This is a genomic window from Acidovorax sp. GW460-11-11-14-LB4, assembly GCF_059423685.1.
In genome coordinates this window covers 1-14,720 of sequence record NZ_JBWKYJ010000095.1, presented here as the reverse complement: position 1 = coordinate 14,720, position 14,720 = coordinate 1, and the positions used below count along the sequence as shown (strand labels likewise).

12 protein-coding genes are annotated in these 14,720 nt (G+C 65.3%); 11 read left to right on the top strand and 1 reads right to left on the bottom strand.

The window, feature by feature from the left end:
- Positions 1-23: 23 nt before the first annotated feature.
- The 7 genes from AC07X4_RS22080 (at position 24) to AC07X4_RS22050 (ending at position 8,057) form a co-directional block, all read left to right on the top strand.
- Positions 24-1,232, top strand: a complete 1,209-nt coding sequence (locus tag AC07X4_RS22080) for a CaiB/BaiF CoA transferase family protein (protein ID WP_494741323.1) — start codon at positions 24-26, stop codon at positions 1,230-1,232.
- Positions 1,233-1,310: 78 nt separating this feature from the next.
- Complete coding sequence (locus tag AC07X4_RS22075) at positions 1,311-2,318, top strand: Bug family tripartite tricarboxylate transporter substrate binding protein (protein WP_494741322.1); 1,008 nt, start codon at positions 1,311-1,313, stop codon at positions 2,316-2,318.
- A gap of 174 nt (positions 2,319-2,492) precedes the next feature.
- Complete coding sequence (locus AC07X4_RS22070) at positions 2,493-3,506, top strand: Bug family tripartite tricarboxylate transporter substrate binding protein (protein ID WP_494741321.1); 1,014 nt, start codon at positions 2,493-2,495, stop codon at positions 3,504-3,506.
- Positions 3,507-3,514: 8 nt separating this feature from the next.
- The gene (locus AC07X4_RS22065; protein WP_494741320.1) at positions 3,515-5,080 is read left to right on the top strand and encodes a class I adenylate-forming enzyme family protein; all 1,566 of its coding nucleotides are present in this window, start codon (positions 3,515-3,517) and stop codon (positions 5,078-5,080) included.
- Positions 5,081-5,112: 32 nt separating this feature from the next.
- Positions 5,113-5,862 (top strand): electron transfer flavoprotein subunit beta/FixA family protein, encoded by a 750-nt coding sequence (locus AC07X4_RS22060; protein WP_494741319.1) that lies wholly within the window; start codon positions 5,113-5,115, stop codon positions 5,860-5,862.
- 151 nt (positions 5,863-6,013) lie between these two features.
- Positions 6,014-6,946, top strand: coding sequence for an electron transfer flavoprotein subunit alpha/FixB family protein (locus tag AC07X4_RS22055; protein ID WP_494741318.1), 933 nt, complete (start codon positions 6,014-6,016; stop codon positions 6,944-6,946).
- Between the two features lie 127 nt (positions 6,947-7,073).
- The gene (locus AC07X4_RS22050; RefSeq protein WP_494741317.1) at positions 7,074-8,057 is read left to right on the top strand and encodes a tripartite tricarboxylate transporter substrate binding protein; all 984 of its coding nucleotides are present in this window, start codon (positions 7,074-7,076) and stop codon (positions 8,055-8,057) included.
- A 35-nt stretch (positions 8,058-8,092) separates the two neighbouring features.
- Here the strand turns inward: AC07X4_RS22050 and AC07X4_RS22045 are convergent, their stop codons facing one another.
- Positions 8,093-8,938, bottom strand: a complete 846-nt coding sequence (locus tag AC07X4_RS22045; protein WP_056058413.1) for a MurR/RpiR family transcriptional regulator — start codon at positions 8,936-8,938, stop codon at positions 8,093-8,095.
- Positions 8,939-9,193: 255 nt separating this feature from the next.
- On the opposite strand from AC07X4_RS22045, the gene AC07X4_RS22040 reads away from it, so the two are divergent.
- The 4 genes from AC07X4_RS22040 (at position 9,194) to tal (ending at position 14,536) form a co-directional block, all read left to right on the top strand.
- Positions 9,194-10,222, top strand: a complete 1,029-nt coding sequence (locus AC07X4_RS22040; protein WP_121943770.1) for an ABC transporter substrate-binding protein — start codon at positions 9,194-9,196, stop codon at positions 10,220-10,222.
- 96 nt (positions 10,223-10,318) lie between these two features.
- Positions 10,319-12,469: an ABC transporter permease gene (locus tag AC07X4_RS22035; RefSeq protein ID WP_494741316.1), complete on the top strand. Its 2,151-nt coding sequence runs from the start codon at positions 10,319-10,321 to the stop codon at positions 12,467-12,469.
- A 26-nt stretch (positions 12,470-12,495) separates the two neighbouring features.
- The gene (locus AC07X4_RS22030; protein WP_192422387.1) at positions 12,496-13,578 is read left to right on the top strand and encodes an ABC transporter ATP-binding protein; all 1,083 of its coding nucleotides are present in this window, start codon (positions 12,496-12,498) and stop codon (positions 13,576-13,578) included.
- Between the two features lie 7 nt (positions 13,579-13,585).
- Positions 13,586-14,536: a transaldolase gene (gene tal, locus AC07X4_RS22025; protein WP_494741315.1), complete on the top strand. Its 951-nt coding sequence runs from the start codon at positions 13,586-13,588 to the stop codon at positions 14,534-14,536.
- The last annotated feature ends 184 nt before the right edge of the window (positions 14,537-14,720 follow it).

Genomic DNA, 14,720 nt, shown 5'->3' with positions numbered 1-14,720 from the left:
CCACCCCCCCATTGCCCGAGGGCATGGACTTCCCGCTCGACGGCGTGCGCGTGCTTGACCTCTCGCGTGTGTTTGCGGGCCCGCTGTGCGGCCAGGTACTGGCCGACTTTGGTGCCGACGTCATCAAGGTGGAACACCCCGGCCGGGGTGACGACACCCGCGACTGGGGCATGCGCATCGGCAAGACCGAGACCACCTACTACAACAGCATGAACCGCAACAAGCGGTCCATCACGGTGGATTTGCAGACGCCCGAAGGCGTGAAGATCATCCGCGACCTGCTGCCGCAGTGCGACGTGGTGGTCCAGAACTTCAAGACCGGCGGCGCCGAGAAGCTGGGCCTGGGCTACGAGCAGCTCAAGGCCATCAAGCCCGACCTCATCTACTGCTCGGTGGCGGGCTACGACAGCTCCGGCCCCGAGGCCAAGCGCCCTGGTTATGACCTGGTGATCCAAGGCGAGGCGGGTCTGATGGCTATTAACGGTGAGGCCAGCCAGCCCCCGCTGAAGTTCGGCGTGGCCGCGGTGGACATGATGACCGGCATGTATGCGGCACAGGCCGTGCTGGCCGCGCTGTTCCGGCGGGAGCGTACGGGCAAGGGCCGCCACATCGAGATGGCGCTGTACGACTGCGGTCTGATGATCACCGGCTACTACGGCCTGGACGCCATGCTGCTGGGCCATGACCCGCAGCGCTACGGCAACGCCCACCCGTCCATCGTGCCCTATGGCATGTTCGAGGCACAGGACGGTCCGCTCATCATCGCCGTGGGCAACAACAGCCAGTTCGACAAGTTCTGCCGTCAGGTGGTGATGCGCCCGGATATCGTGGAAGACCCGCGTTTTGCCACCAATGTCGAGCGTGCCCGCAATCGACTGACCTTGCTGCCCGAGATGAAGGCGTTGATTGCCAGCTTCCCGCGTGATGTGCTGCTCGAACGCCTGACCGCTGCAGGCATCCCTTGCGGCCGCGTGGCCGGCCTGCATGAGGCACTGACCAGCGAGCGCACGCGCCGCGGCGGCCTGTTGCAGGAAATGCCACACCCCGTAGCGGGCACCACGCATGTGTTCGCGCCACCTTACCGGCTGGATGGCCAGCGCCTGCCCATCCGCAACGCACCGCCCACCCTGGGCGACGCCACGCGCGATGTGCTGCAGCAGCTGCTGCAACTGCCAGAGCCCGAGCTTCAGGCCCTGCGCGACAAGGGTGTGCTCACACTTCCCCCGCTTTAATAGCTATAAAAAAGATAGCGAAATGCGCTTACAGAAAAAGCGCTATCGACCTTTTCCTATTGCCATCCGGAGACAAACATGAACTTCTTCCGTATTCCCCGCCGCAGGGTGCTGCAGGGCCTGGCCGCCCTCATCAGCACCGGCCTGCTGGGCTCGGCCCTGGCCCAGGCGGGCAAGGACGCCTGGCCTGCCAAGCCTATCAAGCTGATCGTGCCGTACCAGGCCGGTGGCGCCACCGACATCACCGCCCGCGCGCTGGGCGAGAAGCTCTCGGCCCGTCTGGGCCAGCCTGTGCTGGTGGACAACCGCGGCGGAGCCGGCGGGGTGACCGGCACCGACCAGGCGCTCAAGTCGCCAGCCGACGGCTACACCCTGCTGGTGTCCCTGGGCACCACCATGCTCATCAACCAGTTCCTGTACGACCGCCTGCCGTACCAGCCGCAAAAGGACCAGGCCCTCATCACGCAGATCGCGCTGGCGCCGGTGGTGCTGCTGGTCAACCCGCAGCTGCCGGTCAACAACGCAGCGGAGCTGATGGCCTACATCGACCGCAACAAGGGCAAGATCGCCTATGGCTCGTGGGGCATGGGTTCATACGCCCATCTGGCTGGTGCGTGGCTGTCCGACAAGCACAAGGCCGACATGAACCATGTGGCCTACAAGGGCGAGGCCCCCATGCTGCAGGACCTCGTGGGCGGGCAGTTCCAGATGGCGTTTGCCAGCCTGCAGTCGGCCCGGCCGTACATCGAATCGGGCCGCCTCAAGTCACTGGCCGTGACCGGCGCGCAGCGCATGGACGCGCTGCCCAAAGTGGCCACCATGGCCGAGCAGGGTATCAAGGACGAGGTCTTCCAGGTGACGGGCTGGGTGGGCATGAGCGCACCCGCCAAGACGCCGCCCGAAGTCGTAGCCCGGCTTGGCGTTGAGCTGCAGGCCGTGATCGCGATGCCCGAAGTGCGCGACCGCATCCAGCAGATGGGCTTCATCCCCGTTGGCAGCAGTCCCGAGCAGTTCAGCGCCCAGTTCAAGAAGGACGCGCCGGTGTGGGAGCGGGTGGTGAAGGTTTCTGGCGCAAAGCTCGATTAACACCCCCCTGAGCCGCTGCGCGGCTTCCCCCCGCTCTCGTATGGCTGCGCCATGCGGGCAGGGGGACGCAGCCAGCGCGGCGGGGCGGCCCTTGCGCGGCCGCCCGCGCCTGGGCAGCGCCGGTTACGTCGGGCGTGGGCCAGCACAAAAGCTGAAAGTAAAAACGGATCTCTGATGACGAAACACTCTCTTTTCCCTGCCGCCTTTTCGCGTCGCGCAGTGCTTGCAACGGCTGCGGCTGTGTCGGCTCTTGGCCTGCTGGGCGCGGCTCCGGCACACGCCCAGGCCTGGCCCAACAAGATGATCAAGCTCGTGGTGCCCTTCCCGGCAGGGGGGCCCACCGATACGGCCTCGCGCATCGTCGGCCAGAAGCTGGCTGAGCGGCTGAAGCAGCCCGTGGTGGTGGAGAACCGCGCGGGCGCGTCGGGCTCGATTGCCGCGCAGCAGATCGCCAAGACCCCTGGCGACGGCTACACGCTCATGATGCTGGCCACGCCCACGCTGCTGGCGCCGCACCTGTACAAAAAGGCGGGCTACGACACCACCAAGGATTTCGTATCGGTGGCCACGGTGTATGACCTGCCCATCGTGGTGGTGGTCAACCCGGCGCAGATGCCCACCGTGACCGATCTGCAAAAGCTCATCACCCACGCCAAGGCGCGGCCAGGTCAGCTCAACTACACCTCCTCGGGCGTGGGCAGCTTTGGCCACCTGAGCATGGAGCTGCTCAAGCAGCTGGGTCAATTCGAGATGGAGCATGTGCCCTACAAGGGCGGTGTGCCCGCCATCACCGACACGCTGGGCGGCCAGGTGCCCATGATGTATGCCGACCTCGTGGCAGCGCTGCCCCATATCCAGACGGGTAAGCTGCGCGCCATTGCCGTGGGCTCGCCGCAGCGCGTGGGCGTGATCCCCAACGTGCCCACCATTGCCGAGCAGGGCTTCAAGGGCTTTGATGCCGTGTCGTGGGGCGGCCTGATGGCCCCGCTCGGTACGCCCAAGGATGTGGTTGATCGCATCAGCACCGAAGTCAAAGCCATGCTGGCCGACAAGGAAGTGCAGGACAAGCTGCTCAACGCCGGTGCCATCGCCAACTACCAGGGCCCGGACCAGATGGCCAAGCGCGTGCGTGGCGATTACGCCAAGTGGGGCCAGGTGATCCGCGACAAGGGCATCGTCTTCGAGTAAGTTGGGCCATGACCAACGCAACTGCCTCTGCCCCTTTGCCCCCTTTTCGCCGGGTCTCCGATCTGCTGCGTGACAACGCGCGGCAGCGCCCGCAGGCCAGCGCCCTGGCCGATGACGACTCCGCGTTGAAATGGGCCGCACTCGATGCCCTGGTGGACCGCGTGGCCGCATCGTTGCAGCAGGCGGGCCTGCACTCGGGCGATGTGGTGGCCGTGTGCGCCGCGTCGTCTGTGCGTTATGCCGCCGTGTACCTGGGCGCCCTGCGTGCGGGTGTGGTAGTGGCACCGCTGGCACCCTCCGTCACGCCCGAGGCCATGGCGTCCATGCTGGGCGATGCCCAGGCGCGCCTGCTGTTTGCCGATGCGCAGGGCAGGGCGGCGGTGCCGCCTGCGGTGATGAAAAGCGCCGTTGCGCTGCCCCTGGTGACGCTGGACGATACCGGCGCGGGCACGCCGTGGAGCGCATGGCTCGCTCCCGAAGGCGCCGCACCGCAGCCGGTGGACGTGGGGCCCGAGCACCCGTTCAACATCATTTATTCCTCCGGCACCACCGGCAACCCCAAGGGCATCGTGCAATCGCACGGCATGCGCTGGGCGCATCTGGTGCGCGGCCTGGCGCAGGGCTACGGCCCGGACAGTGTCACGCTGCTGGCCACGCCGCTGTATTCCAACACCACGCTGGTGTCATTCTTCCCCGGCCTGTGCTGGGGCGGCAGTGTGCGCCTCATGCCGAAGTTTGACACGCTGCGCTATTTGCAGACCGCGCAGGACATCCGCGCCACGCATTCGATGCTGGTGCCGGTGCAGTACCAGCGCATCATGGCGCTGCCGCAGTTTGGCGAGTTTGACCTGTCATCGTTTCGTGCCAAGTTCTGCACCAGCGCGCCGTTTCGCGCCGAGCTCAAGGCCGACATCCTGGCGCGCTGGCCGGGCGCGCTGTACGAGTTTTACGGCATGACAGAAGGCGGCGGCACCTGCATCCTGGCGGCGCAAGAGCACCCCGACAAGCTGCACACCGTGGGCCAGCCTGCATCGACCAGCGACATCCGCCTGATTGATGAAGACGGCAACGAACTGCCGCCCGGTGCCACCGGCGAGGTGGTGGGCCATTCGCCCGGCATGATGACTGGCTACCACCGCCAGCCCGACAAGACGCGCGAGGCCGAGTGGTTTGATGCCACCGGCAAGCGCTTCATCCGCACGGGCGATGTGGGCCGGTTTGACGCGCAGGGCTTTCTGACCCTGCTGGACCGCCGCAAGGACATGGTCATCAGCGGCGGCTTCAACATCTACCCCAGCGACCTCGAAGCAGAGCTGCGCAAGCACCCCGCCGTGGAGGACGTGGCCGTGACCGGCGTACCCTCCGAACAATGGGGCGAGACGCCGGTGGCCTTTGTGTGCCGCCGGCCGGGTGCCACCGAAGACGCCGCCCAGATCATGGGTTGGTACAACGCTCGGGCGGGCAAAACGCAGCGGCTGGCTGCGCTGCATTTCATTGATGAGCTGCCGCGCAGCGCCATCGGCAAGGTACTCAAGCGCGAGTTGCGCGACCTGCACCGCACGCTGTCGCACTGATCGATTTCCTGTTTTTTCAGAAAGACCCAACCATGAAAGTTCTCGTCCCTGTCAAGCGCGTGGTGGACTACAACGTGAAGGTCCGCGTGAAGTCGGACAACACGGGTGTGGACATCGCCAACGTGAAGATGAGCATGAACCCCTTTGACGAAATCGCCGTTGAAGAGGCCGTGCGCCTGAAAGAAAAAGGCCTGGTGACCGAAGTCATCGCAGTCTCCTGCGGCGTGGCCCAGTGCCAGGAAACCCTGCGCACTGCCATGGCGATTGGCGCCGACCGCGCCATCCTGGTCGAGACCGACGTGGAACTGCAGCCCCTGGCAGTGGCCAAGCTGCTGAAGGCCCTGGTGGACAAAGAGCAACCCTCGCTCATCATCCTGGGCAAACAAGCCATCGACGACGACGCCAACCAGACCGGCCAGATGCTGGCTGCTTTGGCAGACCTGCCCCAGGCCACCTTTGCCAGCAAGGTCGAACTGGCTGCAGACAAGGTCAGCGTGACCCGCGAAGTGGACGGCGGCCTGGAAACCCTGGCCCTGACATTGCCCGCCGTCATCACCACCGACCTGCGCCTGAACGAGCCCCGCTACGTCACCTTGCCCAACATCATGAAGGCCAAGAGAAAGCAGCTCGATACCGTCAAGCCCGAAGACCTCGGCGTGGACGTGGCTCCGCGCCTGAAGACCCTCAAGGTGACCGAGCCCGCCAAGCGCGGCGCTGGCATCAAGGTGGCCGACGTGGCCGCCCTGGTCGAAAAACTCAAGAACGAAGCGAAGGTCATTTGACCCCCCTGAGTCGCTTCGCGCCTTCCCCCCAGGGGGACGACACCCTCGGTGCGGGGCGGCCCTTCCTCGGTGTCCCGCGCATCGGCCCCGGTTGATCGACGACCAAGGTTGATGCGGGCACCCTCCCAGATTCAAGAGAAAGACGACTCTCATGACAACTCTCGTTATTGCTGAACACGACAACGCGTCCATCAAGGGCGCCACGCTGAACACCGTGACCGCTGCCATCGCCTGTGGTGGCGACGTGCACGTGCTGGTGGCCGGCCACAACGCCGGCGCTGCTGCACAAGCCGCCTCCAAAATAGCCGGTGTTGCCAAGGTCATCCACGCCGACGCCCCTGGCCTGGAACACGGCCTGGCAGAAAACGTCGCCGCCCAAGTGCTCGCCATCGCATCCAACTACAGCCACATCCTGTTCCCCGCGACTGCCAGCGGCAAGAACGTGGCTCCCCGCGTGGCGGCCAAGCTCGATGTGGCCCAGATCAGCGACATCACCAAGGTGGTAGCAGCCGACACCTTCGAGCGCCCCATCTACGCCGGCAACGCCATTGCCACCGTGCAAAGCCAAGATGCCGTCAAGATCATCACTGTGCGCACCACCGGCTTTGACGCCGCAGCCGCCACCGGTGGCAGCGCACAAGTTGAAACCGCCGCCGCCACGGCCGACGCAGGCAAGAGCAGCTTCGTGGGCAGCGAAATCGCCAAGAGCGACCGCCCCGACCTGACCGCCGCCAAGATCATCGTCTCCGGTGGTCGTGCGCTGGGTAGCAAGGAAAAGTTCGACGAAGTCATGACGCCCCTGGCCGACAAGCTGGGCGCCGCCCTGGGTGCCAGCCGCGCAGCGGTGGACGCAGGCTACGCACCGAACGACTGGCAAGTGGGCCAGACCGGCAAGATCGTGGCACCGCAGTTGTATGTGGCTGCCGGTATCTCGGGTGCCATCCAGCACTTGGCGGGCATGAAGGACTCCAAGGTGATCGTGGCGATCAACAAGGACCCTGAGGCGCCGATCTTTAGCGTGGCCGACTACGGGCTGGAAGCGGATCTGTTCACGGCTGTGCCTGAACTGGTCAAGGCCGTCTGAGCCCCGCAGATCACAGGCACAGCCCATTCGATGGGATCTGAATGCTATCAAAAATATAGCTTTTGGCGCTTATTGGATGAGCGCTGACGCTGCTTTTTATACCTATAAATCAGCAGGAGACAAAACCATGACCACATTCCTTTCCCGTCGCAGGCTTGTCCAGGCCACCGGCGCAGCGCTGGCCAGTGCTGCATTGCCAGCGCTGGCCCAAACCAGTTGGCCCAGCCGCCCGATTCGCATCATCGTGCCTTACACGGCGGGCGGGTTTACCGACCAGATGGCGCGTCTGCTAACGGTGGGCCTGCAAAAGCAGTTCGGCCAGCCGGTTGTCATCGACAACAAACCCGGTGCGAACAGCATCATCGGCGTGGATGCCGTCGCCAAGTCCGCCCCGGACGGTCACACCTTTGGTGTGGTCATTCCGGCCTTTACCGCCAACACCACGCTCTACCCCAAGCTGCCCTACAACCCGCGCAAGGACCTGATGGGCGTGTCGCTGCTGGGTGTTTCTCCGTTGGTGGCGGCGGTGGCGCCCAATGCACCGTTCAAGACGGTGAAGGAACTCGTGGCCTATGCCAAGGCCAACCCTGGCAAGGTGAGTTTTGCCTCATCAGGCACAGGCTCTGCCGCGCACCTGACCAGCGAGTTGCTCAAGTCACTGACCAAGACCTTCATGGTCCACATTCCCTACCGCGGCGCAGCCCCGGCGTTGACGGACTTGCTCGGCGGCCAGGTGCCCTTGTTCCTCGACCCTCCGCCCAACCTGATCCAGCCCGCCAAGGCAGGCCGCATCACCCTCATCGGCGTGGCCAGCGAAAAGCGCTTGCCCATGTTGCCTGACGTGCCGACCTTCATCGAGCAAGGCGTGCCCGGCATGCTGGGCAGTACCTGGGCCAGCATGATTGCACCCGCAGGGACGCCGCGCGACATCGTCAAGCTCATGTCGGACGCCGTGAACGCCATCATCCAGAGTGATGAAACCAAGGTCAAACTCGACACCATGGGCACCTTTGGTGAAGGCACCACGCCCGAGGCGTGCGACGCCTTTTTGGCGGCCGAAACGACCAAGTGGGGCAAGGTGATCCGCGAAGCGGATGTCACGCTGGACTGAGAAGGCGTGGGCCGGCCTGGCCTGATGGCCAGGATTTACGCGTAACGCTTGGCCCGCAGGTTTTCCTTCATCTGCTGCAGAATCGGCTGCAGCGAGCTGCCAATGCGCAATGCCACGCAGGTGGCCAGCACGTCGATGATGAGCAAGTGCATGAGGCGCGACACCATGGGGCTGTAGCGGTCGTAGCCCTCGGGGTGGTCGGCCGCCAGATGGATCTGGCAGGTGCTGGCCAGGGGCGAGCCGCTGGCGGTGATGACGATGGTGGTGGCCCCGTTGCGACGGGCGATGTCTGCCGCGTCCATCAGGTCGCGGGTGCGGCCCGAGTTGGAGATGATCACGGCGCAGTCGCCTGGGCCCAGCAGGGTGGCGCTCATCACCTGCATGTGGCCGTCGCTGCTGGCAATCGAGGTCACTCCAAGGCGGAAGAACTTGTGCTGTGCGTCCTGCGCCACGATGCCCGAGTTGCCCACGCCGTAGAACTCGATGCGTTTGCCTTTCTTCCACGTGTCGGCAATGGCCTCGGCCGCACGTTCGATGGCCACGGTGCTGGCCGCGTTGCGGTATTGCAGGAACGCTGCCACGGCGTTGTCCACCACCTTCACCAGCACGTCACCGGTCTTGTCGTCTGCATCCACACTGCGGTGGATGAAAGGCACGCCTTCGCTCACACTGCCTGCCAGCTTGAGCTTGAAGTCCGCCAGCCCGTCGTAACCCATGCTGCGGCAAAAGCGCACCACGGTGGGCTTGCTCACATGCGCGCGCTCGGCCAGCTCGCGCACGGGCAGGCGGGCGAAGGTGCGGGGGTCGGTCAGCACCAGCTTGGCCACGCGCTGTTCGGCGGGGGCCAGCGAGGGCAGGGAGGCGGTGATGCGGTCGAGCATGTCAGTCTGTGAAGGCAGGGCAGGCTGCGCAGGGGGCCTTGGAAAGGGCTTGGGTGGACGCTTCATCCACCGGCTGTGCGCGCGGTGGTGGGGCCATCTGCGTTTAATGTAACTCGGTTCCCAAAGGTATGGGGCCCGCGCAATCCCTGCCTTTCAACCTGCTTGCACGGGGCCTGGGCGTTTCCCCCCTGGCCCGGGCGAGCCCTGCACGCATAGCATCCTCCATCACGTTATCCAGATACTGAGGAGCCTTCCATGCGCAAACCCTTGCTGACAAAACTTCTGGCCGGTGCGGCCCTTGTGGCCGCTGCATCGGGCAGCTGGGCCCAGGGCCAGGTCAACATCATCTGCTCGGTGCAGGCCGAGTGGTGCAACCTGATGTCCACGGTGTACGCCAAGACCACCGGCACCAAGGTCAACATGACGGCCAAGGGGTCGGGCGAGGCGCTGGCGCAGCTCAATGCCGAGCGCGCCAACCCCAAGACCGACATCTGGTTTGGCGGCACAGGCGACCCGCACCTGCAGGCAGCCGAGCAGGGCCTGACGCTCGAATACAAGTCTCCCCAGCTCGCACAGCTCTACCCCTGGGCGCAAAAGCAGGCGGCGGATTCCAAGTACCGCACCGTGGGCGTGTACCTGGGCCCGCTGGGCTTTGGTTACAACAAGGAACTGCTGGCCAAGCGCAAGCTCAACCCTCCCCAGTCGTGGGCCGACCTGCTCAAGCCCGAATTCAAGGGCGAGGTGCAGATGGCCAACCCGGCCTCTAGCGGTACCGCCTACACCATGATCGCCACGCTGGTGCAGATCATGGGCGAGGAAAAGGCGTTTGAATACCTCAAGGCCCTGCACCCCAACATCAGCGCGTACACCCGTTCAGGCACGGCGCCTGTCAAGGCGGTTGCACGCGGCGAGACCACGGTGTCCGTGAGCTTCGTGCACGACGTGACCACCGAGGCGGTCAACGGCTTCCCCGTGGGCTCGGTCACACCTTCTGAAGGTACCGGCGCCGAGGTGGGCTCCATGAGCATCGTCAAGAACGGCCCCAACACCGAGGCCGCCAAGAAGTTCTATGAATGGGCGCTCACGCCGGGTGGTCAGCAGTTTGGCCTGGCGGCCAAGCAGTTCCAGCTGCCCAGCAACACGCAGGTGCCCAAAGACCCGCGCATGACCGATCCGGCCAAGATGAAGCTCATCAACTACGACTACGCCAAATACGGCGCCAGCGCCGAGCGTCGCCGCCTGATTGCGCGCTGGGAAAAAGACGTGCAAAACGCAACGCGCTAAGGGGTGGTGGTGTCGGCAGCAGCGGCGGCGCACGCAACCCTTCGGACCAGGACTCCCGGTGCCTCGGTCAACCGGCCCCTGTGGGTCTGGCTGGCCATGGGCGTACTGGGGTACCTGGTGTTCCCCTGGTATGCACAGCAGGACGCCAATGGCCTGCTGGCGGTGGGCCAGGTCTTCAGCAGCGAGCAGGCGGCCAACGGGCTGATGCAGGCGGCCTTGTTCGGGCGCCCCTGGCTGTGGCTGGGCCTCGCCGGGCTGGTGGTGGCGGGCCTGGGGGCCTGCCTGCCCGCCGGGCGCAAGCAGGGTGCCCTGCTGGTGGCGGGGGGTGCGCTGGGGCTGGCGGCCCTGCTGCTCAGCGGCTTTGCGATTGGCGCGCGCGGCTGGGCGTTTGAATGGATGAACAACAGCCTGGGCGAACTGGGCGCGCGCCAGCCCGGCATGGGCTGGGGCGGGTTTGTGGTGCTGTCGGCGCTGCTGGTGCTGCTGTCTTTCGGGGTGGCGCGGCGGGGCTTCTTCAAGGGCGACCTGTTCGTGGCTGCGGCCGTGCTCACCTGCGGCAGCCTGCTGGCGCTGTTCATCGTGTTCCCGGTGCTCAAGGCGCTGTCGGCTGCGTTTTTTCTGGAGGACGGCCCGTTCTCGCTGGCCGTGGTGTGGGAGCGCATTGCGCACGAGCGCAACTTCAGCCTGTCGTGCCTGGCGGGCGGCCAGCGCTGCGGTGTGGCCTGGAACACGCTGTTCCTGGGCTTGATGACGGCCACCAGCACCACGCTGCTGGGCACCTTCATGGCCCTGATGGCCGAGCGCGCCTCGCGCCGCTATGCGCGGCCGCTGAACATCGTGGCGCTGCTGCCCATCATCACGCCGCCGTTTGTCGTGGGCCTGGGGCTCATCCTGTTGTTCGGCCGTGCGGGGGTGTTCAACCAGTTTCTGGAATACGCGTTTGGCATCACGCCGTCGCGCTGGTTCTACGGCTGGCTGGGCGTGTGGGTGGCGCAGACCTTTGCCTTCACACCCATTGCTTTCATGATCATGCGCGGCGTGGTGCAGGGCGTGGCGCCCAGCCTGGAAGAGGCCGCGCAAACGCTGCGTGCCAGCCCGCACCGCACCTTCATGACCGTGACCCTGCCGCTGCTCAAGCCGGGCCTGGCCAATGCGTTCCTGGTGGGCTTCATCGAAAGCATGGCCGACTTCGGCAACCCCATCGTGGTGGGCGGGCAGTTCTCGGTGCTGTCCACCGAAATCTTCTTTGCCATCGTGGGTGCGCAGTACGACCAGGGCCGTGCCGCGTCGCTGGCCTGGATCCTCACGTTCTTTGCGCTCACCGTGTTTGCCATCCAGCGCGGCTTGCTGGGCAAACAGAACTTCACCACTGTATCGGGCAAGGGCGATGCGGGCATCGCCATGCCGCTGCCCACCGGCGTGCGCCGCGTGGTGCACTCCATTGCACTGCCCTGGATGGCGTTCACCCTGATCGTGTACCTGTTTGCGCTGGCCGGTGGCTTTGTGCAGACCTGGGGGCGCGACTACACCATCACGCTGGCGCATTTCCGTACTGCGTTCAGCGTGGAATGGGGCGAGTTTGGTGTGGTGTGGGCGGGCACGGCGTGGAACTCGTTCTTCACCACGCTCAAGCTCGCCGCCATCTCGGCGCCGCTCACGGCCACGCTGGGCATCGGCATTGCGTGGCTGCTGGCGCGCACCGAGTTCCGGGGGCAGGGCGCGTTCGAGTTTGCAGCGCTGCTGGCTTTTGCCATTCCCGGCACGGTGCTGGGCGTGAGCTACATCCTGGCGTTCAACGTGCCGCCGTTCGAGCTGACGGGCACCGCCCTCATCATCGTGCTGTGCTTCATGTTCCGTAACCTGCCGGTGGGCGTGCGGGCGGGCACGGCGGCGTTCAAGCAACTCGACCGGTCGCTGGATGAGGCGTCCGTCATGCTGCGCGCAGGCAGCGTACAGACGTTGCGCCACGTGGTGCTGCCGCTGCTCAAGCCCGCCCTGGTGGCTGCACTGGTCTACAGCTTTGTGCGTGCCATCACCACCGTGAGCGCGGTGATCTTCCTGGTCACCGCCGAGAACGAGCTGGCCACCACCTACATCATCGGCCGCGTGGGCAATGGCGACTATGGCGTGGCGCTGGCGTACTGCACGGTGCTCATCGTCCTTATGTCGGCCTCCATCGGACTCATTCAGCTGCTGGTGGGTGACCGCAAACTGGGCCGTCGTGGAGCCGCTCCCGCTGCGCACTGACCCCCTTTGAAAAAAGAAAACACGCCATGAACAACAATGACGCGGGCATCGTGTTCCGCAACATCACCAAGCGCTACGGCAGCGACAGCAGCGCGGCCCTGGCCGTCAAGGGCATCAGCTTTGAGGTGCCGCGCGGCACGCTCACCACCATCCTCGGTCCCTCGGGCTGCGGCAAGACGACCACCTTGCGCATGATTGCGGGGCTGGAATCGCCCACTTCGGGCGAGATCTTCATCGCAGGCCAGGACGTGACCACGCTGGGCCCCGCGCAACGCAATGTGAGCATGATGTTCCAGAGCTACGCGTTGTTCCCGCACATGAACGTGGTGGAGAACGTGATGTACGGCCTGCGCATGTCGGGCCAGCCCAAGGAGCAGGCTCGCACCAAGGCGGTGGAGGCGCTGCGCGGCGTGGGCCTGGTGGGCTATGACGACCGCCTGCCCAGCGAGCTGTCTGGTGGCCAGCAGCAGCGCGTGGCCCTGGCCCGCGCGCTGGTGCTGGAGCCCGAGGTGCTACTGTTTGACGAGCCCTTGTCCAACCTCGACGCGCGCCTGCGCCGCGAGATGCGCGAAGAGATCCGTGCGCTGCAGCAGCGCCTGTCGCTCACGGTGGCTTACGTCACGCACGACCAGGCCGAGGCCATGGCGGTGAGCGACCAGATCATCGTGATGAACCAGGGCCTGATTGCACAAAAGGGCTCGCCCCGCGCGCTGTATGAAACCCCGCACAGCGAATTCGTCGCGGGCTTCATGGGTGAGGCCATGCTGTTCCCGGCCGTGGCCGACGCTGACGGCACGGTGGCGCTCGGCCCACTGGTGTTGCGCCCCCGCATGGCGGTGAAGAGCGGCCCGGTGAAGGTGGCGGTGCGCCCTGAGGCCTGGCGCATTCACCGCCAGGGCGCGGGCCTGCTGCCCGCGCGGCTGGACAAGCGGGCCTACCTGGGCGCCGTGTACGAATACACCTTCGAGACCGCGCTGGGCCACATCTTTGTGGTGTCGTCCGACCTGGATGATGTGCTGGCTGTGGGCGACGCGGTGCAGCTGAGCCTGGGGGCCCACGGCGTATCGGTGGTTGGTAGTACCGAAGGCGCCCGGACCAATGCGGAATAATGGCGCCATGACGAACCAACTCGACGCCCTCAAACAGTTCACCACCGTGGTTGCCGACACCGGCGACTTTCTGCAACTGGCCCAGTTCCGTCCGCAGGACGCCACGACCAATCCCTCGCTGATTCTCAAGGCGGTGCAAAAGCCCGAATACGCGCCGCTGCTCAAGGACACCGTCGCCAAGTGGCAAGGGCGTGCGATGGGCGAGGTGATCGACCGCCTGCTGGTGCGTTTTGGCTGCGAGATCCTGACCCACGTGCCCGGCCGTGTTTCCACCGAAGTGGACGCCCGCCTGAGCTTTGACACCAGCGCCACCGTCACGCGCGCCGAGCGCATCATCGAGCTGTACCAGGCAGAAGGCATCCACATCGACCGCGTGCTCATCAAGATCGCGGCCACGTGGGAAGGCATCCAGGCGGCCGCCCAGCTGGAGCGCAAGGGCATCCACACCAACCTCACGCTGCTGTTCTCTTTTGCCCAGGCCGTGGCCTGCGGCCAGGCCAAGGTGCAGCTGATCTCGCCCTTTGTGGGCCGTATTTACGACTGGTACAAAAAGCAGGCAGGCGCGAGCTGGGACGAGGCCGCGCGCGCAGGCGCCAACGACCCGGGCGTGCAGTCGGTCACGCAGATCTACAACCACTACAAGCGTTTTGGCATTGCCACCGAGGTGATGGGCGCGAGCTTCCGCAATGTGGGGCAGATCACGGCGCTGGCCGGGTGCGACCTGTTGACCATTGCGCCCGAGCTGTTGGCGCAGCTGGCTGCGAGTGATGCACCGTTGCAGCGGGCGTTGGATGCAGAGGCTGCCAAGGGCATGGACTTGCCTGCGGTGAACTATGACGAGGCGGGGTTCCGGTTTGCGCTGAATGAGGATGCGATGGCGACCGAGAAGCTGGCTGAGGGGATTCGGGCGTTTGCGGTGGATGCTGTGAAGCTGGAGAAGCTGATCCTCGCGGCTTGAGCTCGGGCTTCTTTTTTTGGAGCGGCTGGTGCCTGGGTTGCGGGCGCTGGCCGTTTTTGTTTTTGGGGGGCTCTTGGGAGCATTTTGGGCCGCATGCCTCGGTTGAGGGCGGAGGCCGGGAGTCGCCCGGCGTGCGAGTAACTTTCTTTTGCTTCGCCAAAAGAAAGTCACCAAAGAAAAGGCG